The sequence below is a fragment of the Mitsuaria sp. CC2 genome, from assembly GCF_048957715.1.
Lineage (GTDB): Bacteria > Pseudomonadota > Gammaproteobacteria > Burkholderiales > Burkholderiaceae_C > Roseateles.
This window is the reverse complement of the sequence record NZ_JARVXN010000005.1, coordinates 207,790-221,975: the sequence shown is the minus strand read 5'-3', so window position 1 is coordinate 221,975 and position 14,186 is coordinate 207,790. Positions and strand designations below refer to the sequence as shown.

The following is a 14,186-nucleotide window of genomic DNA, read 5'->3' as shown; positions in this document are numbered from 1 at the left end:
GATCAATGACGACCCCTTCGACGCCCTCGGACGACACCCCCCTGCGAGAGACCGCGAGCCGCCTGTGGCGCTTCATGAAGCCGCACCGCTGGGGGCTGATGCTGTCGGTGCTGGCCTTCGTGCTGGTCGCGACGACCGAGCCGCTGATCCCGAAACTGCTGGGCTACGCGCTGGGCGAGGGTTTCAACGCCAAGCCCGCCACGACCTCGGTGATCGGTCTGCCCGGGACCGCGGCGTCGGCCGTGTCGCCGGCATCGGCCGCGGCGCCGTCGATGGCCTCGATCAACCTTGACTACAGCTTCCCGATCTGGATGGTGCCGATCGTGCTGATCGGCCTGTTCGCCATCCGCGGCCTGTTCACCTTCTGCGGCCAGTACATGCTGAACTGGACGATCTCGCGCACGGTGATGGACATCCGCACTGCGCTGCTGCAGGTCCTGCTGCGCGCCGACGCGCGGGTCTACACGAGCCTGCAGCCGGCCACGGCGGTGACCAAGGTGGTCAACGACCCGCAACATGTGGTGACGCTGATCGCCGGTTCCCTGGTGACCATCCTGCGCGACGGCCTGCCGGCGCTGGCGCTGATGGGCTACCTGTTCGTGCTGAACTGGAAACTGACGCTGCTGTCGCTGATCACCGTGCCGGGACTGGCCTTCGTCGTGCGCAAGGTCAACAAGCGCGTCCGTCGCATGGGCACCTGGGCCTACGACGCGCAGCTGCGCCTGGTCTCGGTGGTCGAGGACGTCACGCGCGCCTGGCGCGTGGTGCGCAGCTTCGACGCGGCCGGCTACGAGACGCGCCGTTTCGGCGATCGCGCCCGGGAAGTGCAACGCAGCATGCTGAAGACGGCGGCTTCCAATGCGATGGCGCAGCCGCTGTCGCAGCTGATGGCCAGCGTCGGCATCTCGATCATCGTCAGCCTGGCGCTGTACCAGTCGCGCGTGAACGGGACGGGCGTGGGCGAGTTTGCTTCCTTTGTCGCCGCGCTGCTGTTCATGAGCTCGCGGCTGCGGCACCTGAGCGACGTGATGCAGCCCATCACGAACGCGCTCGTGGTGGCACGCGGCTGCATCGGGCTGCTGGACACGCCGGCCGAGCCCGACACCGGCACGCGCGAGCTGAGCAACGTGCGCGGCGACATCGCCCTGAAGCAGGTCACGCTGCGATACCCGGGCGCGAACCGCGACGCGCTCGCCGCCCTGAACCTGCACATTCCGGCCGGAAAGACGACCGCGCTGGTCGGCAGCTCGGGCGCGGGCAAGAGCTCGGTGGTCAACCTGCTGCTGGGCTTCGAACGTCCGGACAGCGGCACCATCCTGCTGGACGGCGTCGCCATCGACGAGCTGACCAAGGCCAACCTCAGACGCCAGTTCGCGGTCGTGTCGCAGGACATCGTGCTGTTCGACACCTCGGTGGCGGACAACATCGCCTACGGGCAGGAACGCGACGACGTGAAGCTGGAGCAGGCGCTGCGCGCCGCGGCGCTGTGGGACTTCGCCCAATCGCTGCCGGAAGGGCTGGACACGATGGTGGGGGCCAACGGCAGCAAGCTGTCCGGCGGTCAGCGCCAGCGGCTGGCGATCGCGCGCGCGCTGTACAAGGACGCGCCGGTGTGGATCTTCGACGAGGCCACCTCGGCGCTGGACACCGAGAGCGAGCGTGCCGTGCAGCAGGCGCTGGAGCAATGGCAGGGCCGCAAGACGCTGATCGTCATCGCGCACCGCCTCTCGACGATCCGGCGCGCCGACTGCATCCAGGTGATGGCCGACGGTCAGGTCGTCGAATCAGGCGATCACGACGAACTGCTGGCCAGGGACGGCGTGTACGCCGGCATGGTGAAGGTGCAGCACTGACCAGCACCGCTCGGCCCGGCTTTCGATGGCGAGCGAACCGCTTGTCAGGCCTGACACAAAGACGATAAGCCGCCGACAAGGCGCATCGGTCCAATGCGGAGCATCCCTTTCAGGAGCTCCGCCATGCAGCCTCACCGCCACGACGCACAAGAATCCGGCCATGACCATGATCAGGGCCTCGCGCACGACCTCGCCGTCCTGCAGCGGCGCCGCCGCGCGCTGGGCCTGCTGGCGGGCATCGCCGGACTGGGCGGCCTGACGCTGCTGGGCTGCGGCGGTGGCGGTAGCGACGCCGGCGCCAGCACCACGGGCACAGGCACAGGCACGGGAACGGGAACCGGAACGGGATCGACCGGATCGACGGGATCGACAGGCACCACTGGCAGTTGCTCGGTGATTCCGGAAGAGACCGCCGGCCCCTACCCCGGCGACGGGTCCAACAGCAACGGCAGCGGCGTCGCCAATGCGCTCGCGCTCAGCGGCATCGTGCGCAGCGACATCCGCACCAGCATCGGGACGGCGAGCGGCACCGCCGGCGGCGTGCCGCTGACCCTCACGCTCAAGCTGGTGAACGCCAGCAGCAACTGCGCGGACCTCTCCGGCTACGCGATCTACCCGTGGCACTGCGACCGCGAGGGTCGGTATTCCCTCTACAGCGCCAGCGTCGTCAACGAGAACTACCTGCGCGGCGTGCAGAGCACCGGCAGCGACGGCACGGTCACCTTCACGACCATCTTCCCCGGCTGCTACGACGGTCGCATGCCCCACATGCACTTCGAGGTCTACCGCAACGCCGGCGCCGCGACCTCGTATGCCAACAAGATCAAGACCTCGCAGATCGCCTTCCCCACGGCCGCCTGCACGACGGTCTACAGCACCGCGTCGGGCTACAGCAGCAGCCTGACGAACTTCAACCGCATCAGCTTCGCCTCCGACAACGTCTTCAGCGACGGCTACACGACGCAACTGGCCACGCTCACCGGCGACGTCGCGAGCGGCTACGCCGCGACGCTGACGGTCGGCATTGCCGCCTGATCAGGATGCCATGCCGCGCTACATCCCCTCCTCGCGCGCCGACGGCTCCAAGGGCCCGGACCCCGGTGTATCGTCCGTGACGGGGTCGGGCATGCCGCCGGGCCCGTCGGTGGAGAGTTGCATGACGCGGTGTCTGGTGGTCGACGACGATGCGGAGATCCGCCGCTCGCTCGAGGAGTACCTGCAGAAGTTCAGCGTGGCGGTGAGTACCGCCGGCGACGGCCGCGAGATGCGGCGCCAGATGGGGACGCAGGTGTTTGATGTCGTCGTGCTGGACCTGATGCTGCCCGACGAGAACGGCCTGACGCTGTGCCAGTGGATCCAGCAGCATCACCCGTCGGTGCCGGTGATCATGCTGACGGCGCACGGTGATCCGATCAGCCGCGTGCTCGGCCTGGAGATGGGCGCGGACGACTACCTTCCCAAGCCTTTCGAGCCGCGCGAGCTGGTGGCCCGCATCCACGCGATCCGGCGCCGCGCGCGCCGCGGCGAGAACGAGGCGCAGACCCGCCGCGAGTTCCGCTTCGAAGGCTGGTCCTTCGACCGGCTGCTGCGCCAGTTGGTGTCGCCGCAGCAGGTGGTGGTACCGCTGTCCAGCGCCGAATTCCGCATGCTGAGCGCGCTGGTCGAGCGTCCGGGACGCGTGCTGAGCCGCGAGCAGTTGATCGAGCTGACGCGCGCGCCCGGCGTCGAGGTCAACGATCGCAGCGTGGATCTGACGATCTCGCGGCTGCGGCAGAAGCTGGGCGACTCGCCCAAGGAGCCGCGCCTGATCCGCACGATGCGCGGCGAGGGTTATCTCTTCGACGCCCAGGTGCAGGCTTGAGCGCACCCTCCCGCTTGAAGCGCCTGACCGCCACGATCCGCGGCGGATTCGCACACGCCTTCGGCGACACGCTGGCGCGGCGGATCTTCCTGCTCCTGTGGGTGACGCTGGTGATCGCCCAGGCCCTGGCGATCGGCGTCGTGACCTGGACCCGCGGCGATCTCTATGCGATGCGCGTGCACGGCGCGCCGTTCCTGCCGCCGATGCCGGGGCTGATGCGCGGTCCTCAGGGCCCGGGTCCGCGTCCGGGTCCGGGTCCAGGCCTAGGTCCTCACGACACGGGCGCTGATCCTGAACTCCGCGACGAGCCGCTTCCGGGCGACGTCCCGATGCCGCCGCGCGAGAACTTCCGCGGGTTCCCGCCGCCGCCCTCCTCGGCACAGGGATTCCAGACGCCGGGCCAGCCGGCTCAATGGCGCGGCCCGTTCCGCGCGCTGACCGCATGGGAACTGACGCTCGACTACGGCATCCGGCTGCTCGTCACCGGCCTGGCGGCCTGGATCGCGTCACGCTGGTTGTCGCGTCCGATGCGCGACCTGGTGCGGGCCTCGCAGGAGCTGGGGCAATCGCTGCACAAGCAGGACCGGTTGCCGCTGCTCGACGAACAGCGCGGCACGCTGGAAGTGCGCGAGAGCGCCCAGGTCTTCAACGCGATGGCGCGCCAGTTGCGGCGGCAGTTCAACGAGCGCGGGCTGATGGTCGCCGCGATCTCGCACGACCTGCGCACGCCGCTGACGCGCCTGCGCATGCGGCTGGAGACCCTGGACATCGAGGAGATCCAGCGCCAGCGCTCCGTCGAGGACATCCGCGAGATGAATGCGATGGTGGACGCGGTGATGGAGCTGTTCCGCGGCGACGGTTCCGGCGCGGCCGAGCCGCTGGTGGATGTCGACCTCGGCGCGCTGGCGCAGGCGCTGACGGACGACCTGATCGAGCAGGCGTTGCCGGTGCGCTTCGAGGACGGCGATGTCTCGGGGGACGGCGAGCCGGTGCTCGCCAAGGGCCAGCCGATGGCGCTGCGGCGCGTGCTGGGCAACCTGATCGGCAACGCGGTGCGTTATGGCGGCAGCGCGGAGGTCCGCGTCGGCCGGGACTCGCAAGGCGTCTGGCTGCGCGTGACCGATCCAGGCCCCGGCATTCCGGCGGACAAGTTGGAAGCGGTGTTCGAACCGTTCTACCGCCTGGAGGATTCGCGCAACCGCCACACGGGCGGCGCGGGCCTGGGCCTCTACATCGCGCGGGAATTGACGTTGAGGCAGCGGGGATCGCTGACGCTCTCGAATCGTCCGGAAGGCGGGCTCGTGGCGGAGTTGCGTCTGACAACGAGCTGAATCAGGCCACCAGCCGAGGCGGTCCCGGCGGATTCGGCGGCACCTGCAGCGCGAAGCCGCCGGCGCGCTTGCGCATGGCGGCGGGGTCCATCTGCGGCGCCTGCGCGGGCCACTCGAAGAACTTCTGGATCTCGACGCGGCGGGCGAGCGTGTCCGACATGCCCAGCGTGATCAGCTCATTGGTGTATTCGGGCTCGAACAGCAGGTAGCTGACCAGCGCCGAGCCACTGGCGGTGGCGCCCTCGCCCGACACGCCGACGCTGCGCAGCAGCGCGCGGATCGGCGGCGGCAGCGCGCCCTGGTGCTCGGCGGCCAGGCTGTCGAGCGGCCGGCTCGGCGCGATGACGAGGGCCTCGATCGGCTTGAGCGGCGTGTTGCGCAGCGCTTCTTCCGGGAGCAGCGCGAGCGTGCTGTTGATGCGCCTGAGGCGCTCGATGTCCACGGCCAGCGCGTCCAGGAAGATGTTGGACAGCGCGTGCCCGGCGATCTGCGCGAGGCTGGGATGGCCGGAGGGCGCCGGGCCGTGCTGCCCCTCGCCGCCGGCCTCGTGCATGCGGCCCGCGCCGATCACGAGGACCTTGTCCGCGCCCAGGTGCACGGCCGGCGAGATCGGCGCCGTCTGGCGCATCGAGCCGTCGCCGAACCATTCGACCTCGCCGCCGAGTTCCAGCGGTTCGGCGGGGAAGATGAAGGGGATCGCGGATGAGGCGACCAGGTGCTCGATCGAGAGCTTCGGGATGCGGGTCGCGATGCGCTGCGTGCGGACCCAGGGCTCGCGCTGCTGGTGGGTCTGATAGAAGGTGACGTGGTGGCCCGAGGTGTAGCTGGAGCCGGTGACCGCGAGCGCGTCGATGTAGCCCTTGGCCAGCATCTGGTCGAGGCGGTCGAAGTCGATCCACTGGTTCAGCAGGCCGCGCAGCGGGGTGTTGTTGAGCAGGCTGCGCGGGCGGGTGCGCCGCCAGCGGTTCAGCGCCCAGCCGAGCGAGAGCATGCTGAGCCATTTCGCGCCGGAGCGGATCACGCCGAAGGAATCGGCGGCGTAGACCTGGTTGACGTGGATGTTCTGCCAGATGTACATCAGGCCGTCGACGGCGGAGCAGAAGTCGTCGGCCTGGCAGGCGAGCGTGGCGGCGTTGATGGCGCCGGCGGAGGTGCCGGAGATCACCTGGAAGGGGTTGTCGCCGGTGGTGCAGGCGTCGCGCCGCAGCTGCGCGATGGCGGCCAGCACGCCGACCTGGTAGGCCGCGCGTGCGCCTCCTCCGGTAAGGATCAGGCCGGTCCGGGGCTTGGCATCCTGCATGCTGGAAGCTTACGCCTGACACCCCCGGCGCGGGGTGGGGGAAGCACCCGTCAAATGGGGGATGGCGATTTCAACGCTTCCGGGTGCGCTGGCCGCCAGACTCTGCAGGTCGATCGGCGTCCAGCCAATCTGGTGACTGAAGGGGGAGGTCTTGCTCTTCGTACCCCGCGGCAATCACCTCCTTCGCCCACAGGGCCGGCGCTTCGCGTCGGGTATGAGCAACGTAGTCGCGCGCCTCCTCTTCCCGGTAACCGTACATGATTGGCCTTGGCGCAGACATCGCCATCCCATTGATCGCAGGCGGCGTCGGTGCATTGCGCGTCATCGCAGTGCGCCGCGGTTCGATCAGTCTGACCGCCGAGGAGGCCGCTGGCGGCCACGCCAGCGCGCGACACGTCGGACAGACCGAAGCGCAACTGCGAGCGCGCTTGGCGTCCCAGCCAGCAATACCTGCTGCGTCGACGTTCAAGACATTGGCCGCTGCGGAAAAGCACGTCGCGGCAGCACTCCGGCCCAACAAGTCAGCGATTGAAGCCTGGGCCAAGTCAGCGCCGCTCAATGCACCACCAAAGGCCTTCAACTATCAGGCCGCCACCGTGGTCGGCGAAGGCGTCGTGCGAGCCACCGGGCAGTTGCAACAGATGACGAAGATGGTCGTCGTCCTGCGACGCGTCCAGCAGCAGAATCGCGTGTACTTCATCCTGACTGCATATCCCAAGCCCTGACCATGCCGACTTCAAGCCAAGAAGATCCAGCACGCTTCCCCGACCTCGCAGAATTCATGAGCGGCTGGTTCCACCAGGACTTCGACATCAACGGCGACACCTTGGAAGAAGTGGTCGGCGCGTTTCGTCGTGAGGTCCAGGAAGACTACGCGCAGCAGCTCCGGCTCGACATCGATCGCTTCCTGGCTTCGGCGGAAGGCGATCTGGACGAACGGTTCCAGCAGATGTTCCAGCCCGACATCATCCCGACGGCATTCCGGCCGACCACGCGGGAGTTCCTCGAAGCCATCCGAAGCGAACTCTCAACGGCAGATTGAAGCGCGCTCCAGCGCGCCACTTCAACCGCCCGAGTCGTACACGATCTCCGCCGGCTTGAGCTGCTCCAGCGCCTCGTCGCTGGGCCAGAACTTGCCCGCGCCGCCCAGACCCAGCTCCGCGATCGCGCCGTTGCGCTTGATCGGGATACGCAGCTCCAGCCCCTGGCTGAGCACGCCCTGCTCCGTCTCCACGCGCTTGGCCGGCCAGCTCTTGACCAGCTCCAGCACCGTGGCCGCCGGCAGGTTGGGCGCCGTGCGCAGGTAGCGCCCGAAACGCGCCCGCGCCGCCGCCAGGCCGAACACCTGCTGCACGTTCATCCGCAGCCCGCCGGAGAAACGGTCGTTCTGCACCTTGCCCACCGCGATGATCAGCTCGTCTTCCGCCAGCAGCTCCTTGTTGGCGTTGAGCATCTCCTCGTTGGCCACCGCCTCGATCGCATGGGTCTTGTCGTCGATCTTGAAGATCGCCACCCGGCCGCGCGAGCCGTTGATCACCCGCATGTCGGACACGATGCCTGCCACCGTCGTCGGCTCGCGGCTGTCCTGCAGGTCCACGATCCGGCGCTTCACCATCCGGCGCAGCTCCGTTTCCGCCTGGTCGAACAGGTGTCCCGACAGGTAGAAGCCGATCGCCGTCTTCTCCAGGCTCAGCCGCTCCTTGATGCCCCACTCGGGCACGTCGACCAAGTCCGGCTCCGCCGTCGACGAGCCGTGCCCGCCATCGAAGTCGAACAGCCCGCCCTGGTTGACGTTCTGCGCCAGGTTGTCCGCATAGGTGTAGCCCAGCGCCACGCTGGCCAGCAGCCGCGCGCGGTTCGCGTGAAGCGCGTCGAAGGCGCCGGCCTTGATCAGCGCCTCCACCACCCGCTTGTTGACCGCCTTGCGGTCCACGCGCGCGCAGAAGTCGAAGAAGCTCGTGAACGGTCCGCCCTCGGTGCGCGCGCGCACGATCGCCTCGATCGCGCCGGCGCCGGTGCCCTTGATCGCGCCGAGGCTGTAGTTGATCTTGCGCGCTCGCGGCGTGGTGCCGGCCTTGCCTTCCTTGGCCACCGACTTCGACGTGCCTTCGTCCGCGCTCATAGGCTCGAAGCGGCCGACGCCGAGGTTGATGTTGGGCGGTTCGAACTCGATGCCGAACAGCTTGGCATCGTTCATCAGCACCTTGAGCTTGTCGGTGTCGTCCGATTCGATGGTCATGTTCGCGGCGAAGAACTCCGCCGTGAAATGCACCTTCAGCCAGCCCGTGTGATACGCCAGGAGCGAATACGCGGCCGCGTGCGACTTGTTGAAGCCGTAGCCCGCGAACTTCTCCATCAGGTCGAAGACCTCGTCGGCCTTGTCCTGGTCGATGCCCTTCTCCGCCGCGCCCTTCCGGAACAGGTCGCGGTGCATGGCCATCTCTTCGGCCTTCTTCTTGCCCATCGCGCGGCGAAGCATGTCCGCGCCGCCCAGCGAGTAGCCGCCCAGCACCTGGGCGGTCTGCATCACCTGCTCCTGGTAGACCATGATCCCGTAGGTCTCGGACAGCACCGGCTCCACCAGCGGGTGCGGGTACACCACCGTCTCCTTGCCGTGCTTGCGCGCGACGAAGCTGGGGATCAGGTCCATCGGGCCCGGACGGTACAGCGCGTTCAGCGCGATCAGGTCTTCCAGGCGCGAAGGTTTCGCGTCCTTCAGCATGCGCTGCATGCCGCTCGATTCGAACTGGAACACCGACTCCGTCAGGCCGTCGGAGAACAGCTTGTAGGTCCGCTTGTCGTCCAGCGGGATGGTCTCGAAGGCGAAGTCCGCGGCCTCGGGATAACGGCCGACGATGAAGTCCTTGGCCAGCTCGAGGATGGTCAGCGTCGCCAGGCCCAGGAAGTCGAACTTCACCAGGCCGATGGCCTCGACGTCGTCCTTGTCGTACTGGCTGACCGCCGAGGTCGAGCCCGGCTGCTGGTACTGCGGGCAGAAGTCGGTGATCTTGCCCGGCGCGATCAGCACGCCGCCGGCGTGCATGCCGATCGAGCGCACCGTGCCCTCCACGCGCGCCGCCATCTCCAGCAGGCCGGCGACTTCCTCGTCCTGCGCCTCACGTTCCTCGATCTCGGGCGACTCGTGGCGCGCGTAGACCATCTTGGCCTTGTCCGGGTCGAAGCCCGGCGGCAGCTTGGCCAGCGTCACCGTCTTGCCCGGGGGCGCCGGCACCAGCTTCGCGATCGAGTCCACGTGGCCGAAGCCCATGCCCAGCACGCGGCCGATGTCGCGCAGCGCGCCCTTGGCCGCCATCGTGCCGAAGGTCGCGATCTGGCTCACCGCCGGGCGGCCGTACTTGTCCTTGACGTACTCGATGACGCGGTCGCGGTTGCCCTGGCAGAAGTCGATGTCGAAGTCGGGCATCGAGACCCGTTCCGGGTTCAGGAAGCGCTCGAACAGCAGGTTGTACTGCAGCGGATCCAGGTCGGTGATCAGCAGCACGTAAGCGACCAGCGAGCCCGCCCCCGAGCCCCGGCCCGGACCCACCGGACAGCCGTTGTTTTTCGCCCAGCGGATGAAGTCGCCCACGATGAGGAAGTAGCCGGGGAAGCCCATCTTGATGATGGTGTTCAGCTCGAACTCCAGCCGCTCCACGTAACGCGGCCGCGCCGCGTCGCGCTTGGCCTCGTCCGGGAACAGCAGCTTGAGCCGGTCCTCCAGGCCCTCGTGCGACAGCATGCGGAAGTACTGCTCCATCGGCATCGGCGTGCCGTCGGCCTGGATCGGCGTCGGGAAGTTCGGCAGCTGCGGCTTGCCCAGCACCAGCGTCAGGCTGCAGCGCTTCGCGATCTCCACCGTGTTGGCGATCGCGCTCGGGATGTCGGCGAACAGCGCCTCCATCTCCGCCTGGCTCTTGAAATGCTGGCTGGGCAGGAAGCGCTTCACCCGCTTCGGATTGGCCAGCGTCTCGCCGTCGGCCACGCACACGCGCGCCTCGTGGGCCTCGAAGTCGTCCTCCTCCAGGAACTGGATCGGATGTGTCGCCACCACCGGCAACCTCGCCTTGGCGGCCAGCGGCACCAGCTGGCGCAGCAGCGCTTCCTGGCCCGGCAGGCCGGCGCGTTGCAGCTCGATGTAGAAGCGGTTCGGATAGATCGCGGCGAGGCGTTGCGCCACGTCCAGCGCGCGCGCCTCGTCGCCGGCGATCAGCGCCTGGCCGACGGGGCCGAACTGCATCCCGCCCAGGCAGATCAGGCCGGCGTTGAGCTCCTGCATCCACTCCAGCTTCAGCAGCGCCTGGTTGCGCTGCACGTTCTGGATCCAGGCGCGCGACAGCAGCTCGCTGAGGTTCAGATAACCCTGGGTGTCCTGCACCAGCAGCAGCACCCGCGACGGCGGACGGTCCACCGCTTCCGGCTCCAGCCAGGCCTCCACGCCCAGGATCGGCTTCACGCCCTTCTTGCGGCAGGCGTTGTAGAACTTCACCCCGCCGAACATGTTCGCGAGGTCGGTCAGGCCCAGGGCGACCTGGCCGTCCTTGGCAGCCGCGGCGGCGGCGTCGTCGATGCGCAGCGTGCCGTCGACGACGGAGAACTCGGTGTGGGAGCGGAGATGAACGAAAGCCATCGGGCGATTGTAAGAAGGCTATGCTCGCCCTCCATCGAACACTCTCGCGGAGCGCCCGGATGACGATGAGGAAACCCCTGCCCCTGCTGGCGGCCCTGGCGCTGTGCGCGCCGATGATCGCGCATGCGGCCGAGCCTGCGGACAAGGCCGTCAAGCCTGCGGCTGCGGCCAAGAAGCCCGCCGCGCCGCCCCGCAGCAGCGCCGACATCCTCGCCACCGCGCCGGCCGCCGTCTGGCGCGACGTCGATCCGGACAACCTGCTGGTGATGGCGCTGCCGCAGGGTCAGGTCTTCATCGAACTGGCGCCGCGTTTCGCGCCGGCGCACGTCGACAACATCCGCGCGCTGGCCCGCGGCGGCTACTACGACGGGCTGGCGATCGTCCGCGTCCAGGACAACTTCGTCACCCAATGGGGCGACCCCAACGCGGACGACGAGGACACAGGCCTCAAGGGCAAGGGCAAGCCCTTCCCCGCCGGCGCCAGGTCCCACCTGCCCGCGGAGTTCTCCATCCCTCTCAAGGGCGTGCCGATGACGGTGATGCCGGACATCGAGGGCTGGGCGCCGCGCGCCGGCCAGGTGGACGGCTTCCCCGCTGCCGCGGATCCGAAGACGGGCCAGGCCTGGCTCGCGCACTGCTACGGCACCGTCGGCGCCGGTCGCGGCAACGCCAAGGATTCCAGCACCGGCGCGGAGCTGTATGCCGTGATCGGCCATGCGCCGCGCGGGCTGGACCTCAACATCACGGTGGTCGGACGCGTGCTCAAGGGCATGGAGTTCCTGTCCGCGCTGCCGCGCGGCGGTGCCGCGATGGGCTTCTACGACAAGCCCGAGCAGCGGCTCGGCATCGAGCGCGTGTCGCTCGCCTCGGCGCTGCCGGCCGATCAGCGTCCCGCGCTGCAGGTGCTGCGCACCGACACGCCGACCTGGAGCGAGTTGCTGAACGCGCGCCGCCATCGTGGCGGCTGGTTCGTCCACAGCCCCGGCTACACCGACCTGTGCAGCGCCGCCGTGCCGGTGCGCATCAAGCCGGTGCCTGCACCCGACGTGAAGCTCAACGAACCCAGGTCCCCCGAAGCCAGACGCTGAAAAACCGGCGCGAGGCGCCGGCAAGGTCAGCAAGTGCCACTGGGGCCGGAATGATGCTGGAGGTTCGCGGACGCGAGGCCTCCTGCATCGTGGAGAGCCCGCGCTTGGCCACCCGCAGTGCCTCCCCGCACCCCGCCTACAATCTTCCGCTTCCCTGATCCTGCCAGGCCACCAGCCTCTGCACCGGCATGAACACTGCCATCTCCACCGATCGCGCCACCGAGATCATCCTCAACATTTCCTGCTACCAGTTCGTCGCCATCGACGCGCCGGAGGGGCTGAGGGACCGGTTGCACGCCCATGCGCAGGCGTTGGGCCTGAAGGGCACGGTGCTGATTGCGGAGGAAGGGATCAACCTGTTCCTTGCCGGTGCGCCGGAAGCGGTGAACGCGTGGGTGGACGCCTTGCGCGAGGATGATCGCTTCGCTGCGCTGGCGCCCAAGGAGAGCTGGAGCGACGAGGTCCCGTTCCGCAAGCTGCTGGTGAAGGTGAAGCCGGAGATCATCCGCATGAACCACCCGACGATCCGCCCGGACCAGGCGCCGCGCGCGCCCGCGCTGCCGGCGGAGACCTTGAAGCGCTGGCTCGACCGGGGTCACGACGACGAGGGGCGCCCGGTCGTCACGCTGGACACGCGCAACGGCTTTGAGGTCGACGTCGGCGCCTTCGACGACGCGATCGACTGGCGCATCACCAAGTTCAGCGAGTTCCCCGACGCCTTCCAGGCGCACCGCGCCGAGCTCGCCGGGAAGACCGTGGTCAGCTACTGCACCGGCGGCATCCGCTGCGAGAAGGCGGCGCTCTACCTCGATCAGGAGGCGGCGCGCCACGGCCTCGACGCGAAGATCTACCAGCTCGAGGGTGGCATCCTCAAGTATTTCGAGGAAGTCGGCAACGCGCATTACCACGGCGACTGCTTCGTCTTCGACGAGCGCCGCGCCGTTGATCCTGGACTGGCCCCGTCGCCCGACTCCGTCATCGAATGATCGAGCGAATGAGCGCCCGCCCCACCCTCGGCGCCCGGCTGATGAAGCTGCTGGGCCTGGCCGTGCTGGCGACGGCCCTGCTCGCGATGGCCTTCCGCGCGCCGGACCGGCCGCTGGAAAGCCTGGTTGCGCGCTGGGGCCCGCCGCCGTCGGAGTTCATGGAACTGACGCTGTCCGGCGGCCAGACCCAGTTCGTCCACTTCCGCGACGAGGGCCCGAGGACCGAGCTCCCGCCCATTGTGCTGCTGCACGGCGCCGGCGCCAGCCTGCATACCTGGGAGGGCTGGGTGAAGTCGCTCAGCGCGACGCGCCGCGTGATCACGCTCGACCTGCCGGGATTCGGACTCACCGGACCCTCGCCTCTAGGCGATTACGGCAACGATGCCTATGACTCGTTCCTGTTGTCGTTCTTCCAACAGTTGCAGATTGACCGCATGGTCCTCGGCGGCAGCTCCATGGGTGGCGAACTGGCCTGGCAGTACGCCGCCAGACATCCTGCGCAGATCGCGGCGCTCGTGCTCGTCGACGCCGACGGCCTCGCCGTCCCGAGCGAGCTGATGCCCGATCCGGCCCACATTCCGAATTCGCGCGCGCTGCAGTGGCTGGCCGGCATCTTCCTGCCGCGGCCCATCGTGGACCGCAACCTGCGCGATCTGTATGGCGATCCGGCCAAGGTCACCGCCGCCGTGGTGGACCGCCACTTCGAACTGGCGCTGCGCGAAGGCAACCGCGCGGCCATGGTGCAGCGCCTGGCCCAGCGCGAGCCCGGACGGCACGACGATCTGCTGGCCCGCATCCAGGCCCCGACGCTGATCCTGTGGGGCGGCAAGGACCGCCTGATCCCGCCCGTCGCGGCCGAACGCCTGCATCAGGGCATCGCGCACAGCACCGTGCAGGTCTTCCCCGAATTAGGGCATGTCCCCCAGGAGGAGGACCCCGCGTCCACCGTCCAGGCGGTTCACACGTTTTTGCACTCTCCTTAACCCTGATGGCCGCCGCACGTGCGGCATTGCAACAATGCCCCCCAGTCCGGACGACCTCTTCGACCGATGTTGACGAGGCGGGCTCGAACCGCCCGAGGTCGTCACCGGATGTCCATTCCACGCATCTCCGCGTTTTCACGCTCAAATCAGAAGGAGC

General features: G+C 68.5%; 11 protein-coding genes. 9 read left to right on the top strand and 2 right to left on the bottom strand.

From position 1 onward, the window contains the following. The first annotated feature begins 5 nt into the window (after positions 1-5). From PV762_RS03515 to PV762_RS03500, 4 genes are all read left to right on the top strand, one after another. Positions 6-1,853 carry an ATP-binding cassette domain-containing protein gene (locus PV762_RS03515; protein ID WP_421033627.1) on the top strand — a complete coding sequence of 616 codons (1,848 nt, stop codon included), beginning with the start codon at positions 6-8 and terminating at the stop codon, positions 1,851-1,853. 123 nt (positions 1,854-1,976) lie between these two features. Next, complete coding sequence (locus PV762_RS03510) at positions 1,977-2,888, top strand: intradiol ring-cleavage dioxygenase (protein WP_421033626.1); 912 nt, start codon at positions 1,977-1,979, stop codon at positions 2,886-2,888. 10 nt (positions 2,889-2,898) lie between these two features. Then, positions 2,899-3,714, top strand: coding sequence for a response regulator transcription factor (locus tag PV762_RS03505; protein ID WP_421033625.1), 816 nt, complete (start codon positions 2,899-2,901; stop codon positions 3,712-3,714). Beyond that, complete coding sequence (locus PV762_RS03500) at positions 3,711-5,045, top strand: ATP-binding protein (protein ID WP_421033624.1); 1,335 nt, start codon at positions 3,711-3,713, stop codon at positions 5,043-5,045. The genes PV762_RS03505 and PV762_RS03500 overlap by 4 nt, the downstream gene beginning before the upstream one ends. Position 5,046: 1 nt before the next feature. On the opposite strand, the gene PV762_RS03495 is transcribed toward PV762_RS03500, so the two are convergent. Further along, entirely contained in the window at positions 5,047-6,345 is a 1,299-nt protein-coding gene (locus PV762_RS03495; protein WP_421033623.1) for a patatin-like phospholipase family protein, read from the bottom strand. A 257-nt stretch (positions 6,346-6,602) separates the two neighbouring features. Here PV762_RS03495 and PV762_RS03490 point away from each other — a divergent pair, with 257 nt between their 5' ends. After that, positions 6,603-7,070 carry an RNase A-like domain-containing protein gene (locus PV762_RS03490; protein ID WP_421033622.1) on the top strand — a complete coding sequence of 156 codons (468 nt, stop codon included), beginning with the start codon at positions 6,603-6,605 and terminating at the stop codon, positions 7,068-7,070. A gap of 2 nt (positions 7,071-7,072) precedes the next feature. Next, a complete protein-coding gene (locus PV762_RS03485; protein ID WP_421033621.1) occupies positions 7,073-7,387 on the top strand; it encodes a contact-dependent growth inhibition system immunity protein in 315 nt (104 codons plus the stop codon). 21 nt (positions 7,388-7,408) lie between these two features. Here the strand turns inward: PV762_RS03485 and dnaE are convergent, their stop codons facing one another. Continuing rightward, positions 7,409-10,972 (bottom strand): DNA polymerase III subunit alpha, encoded by a 3,564-nt coding sequence (gene dnaE, locus PV762_RS03480; protein WP_421033620.1) that lies wholly within the window; start codon positions 10,970-10,972, stop codon positions 7,409-7,411. 59 nt (positions 10,973-11,031) lie between these two features. Between dnaE and PV762_RS03475 the strand changes: the two genes are divergently transcribed. From PV762_RS03475 to PV762_RS03465, 3 genes are all read left to right on the top strand, one after another. Then, positions 11,032-12,060: a peptidylprolyl isomerase gene (locus PV762_RS03475; protein ID WP_421033619.1), complete on the top strand. Its 1,029-nt coding sequence runs from the start codon at positions 11,032-11,034 to the stop codon at positions 12,058-12,060. A gap of 188 nt (positions 12,061-12,248) precedes the next feature. Beyond that, positions 12,249-13,046, top strand: coding sequence for a sulfurtransferase (locus PV762_RS03470; RefSeq protein WP_421033618.1), 798 nt, complete (start codon positions 12,249-12,251; stop codon positions 13,044-13,046). Between the two features lie 8 nt (positions 13,047-13,054). Then, positions 13,055-14,029 (top strand): alpha/beta fold hydrolase, encoded by a 975-nt coding sequence (locus tag PV762_RS03465; protein ID WP_421033617.1) that lies wholly within the window; start codon positions 13,055-13,057, stop codon positions 14,027-14,029. Positions 14,030-14,186 lie beyond the last annotated feature (157 nt).

Coding starts and splice junctions, on each gene's coding strand:
- PV762_RS03515 (WP_421033627.1), top strand. CDS start 6: ATGACGACCCCTTCGACGCCCTCGGACGACACCCCCCTGCGAGAGACC.
- PV762_RS03510 (WP_421033626.1), top strand. CDS start 1,977: ATGCAGCCTCACCGCCACGACGCACAAGAATCCGGCCATGACCATGAT.
- PV762_RS03505 (WP_421033625.1), top strand. CDS start 2,899: ATGCCGCGCTACATCCCCTCCTCGCGCGCCGACGGCTCCAAGGGCCCG.
- PV762_RS03495 (WP_421033623.1), bottom strand. CDS start 6,345: ATGCAGGATGCCAAGCCCCGGACCGGCCTGATCCTTACCGGAGGAGGC.
- PV762_RS03490 (WP_421033622.1), top strand. CDS start 6,603: ATGATTGGCCTTGGCGCAGACATCGCCATCCCATTGATCGCAGGCGGC.
- PV762_RS03485 (WP_421033621.1), top strand. CDS start 7,073: ATGCCGACTTCAAGCCAAGAAGATCCAGCACGCTTCCCCGACCTCGCA.
- dnaE (WP_421033620.1), bottom strand. CDS start 10,972: ATGGCTTTCGTTCATCTCCGCTCCCACACCGAGTTCTCCGTCGTCGAC.
- PV762_RS03475 (WP_421033619.1), top strand. CDS start 11,032: ATGACGATGAGGAAACCCCTGCCCCTGCTGGCGGCCCTGGCGCTGTGC.
- PV762_RS03470 (WP_421033618.1), top strand. CDS start 12,249: ATGAACACTGCCATCTCCACCGATCGCGCCACCGAGATCATCCTCAAC.
- PV762_RS03465 (WP_421033617.1), top strand. CDS start 13,055: ATGAGCGCCCGCCCCACCCTCGGCGCCCGGCTGATGAAGCTGCTGGGC.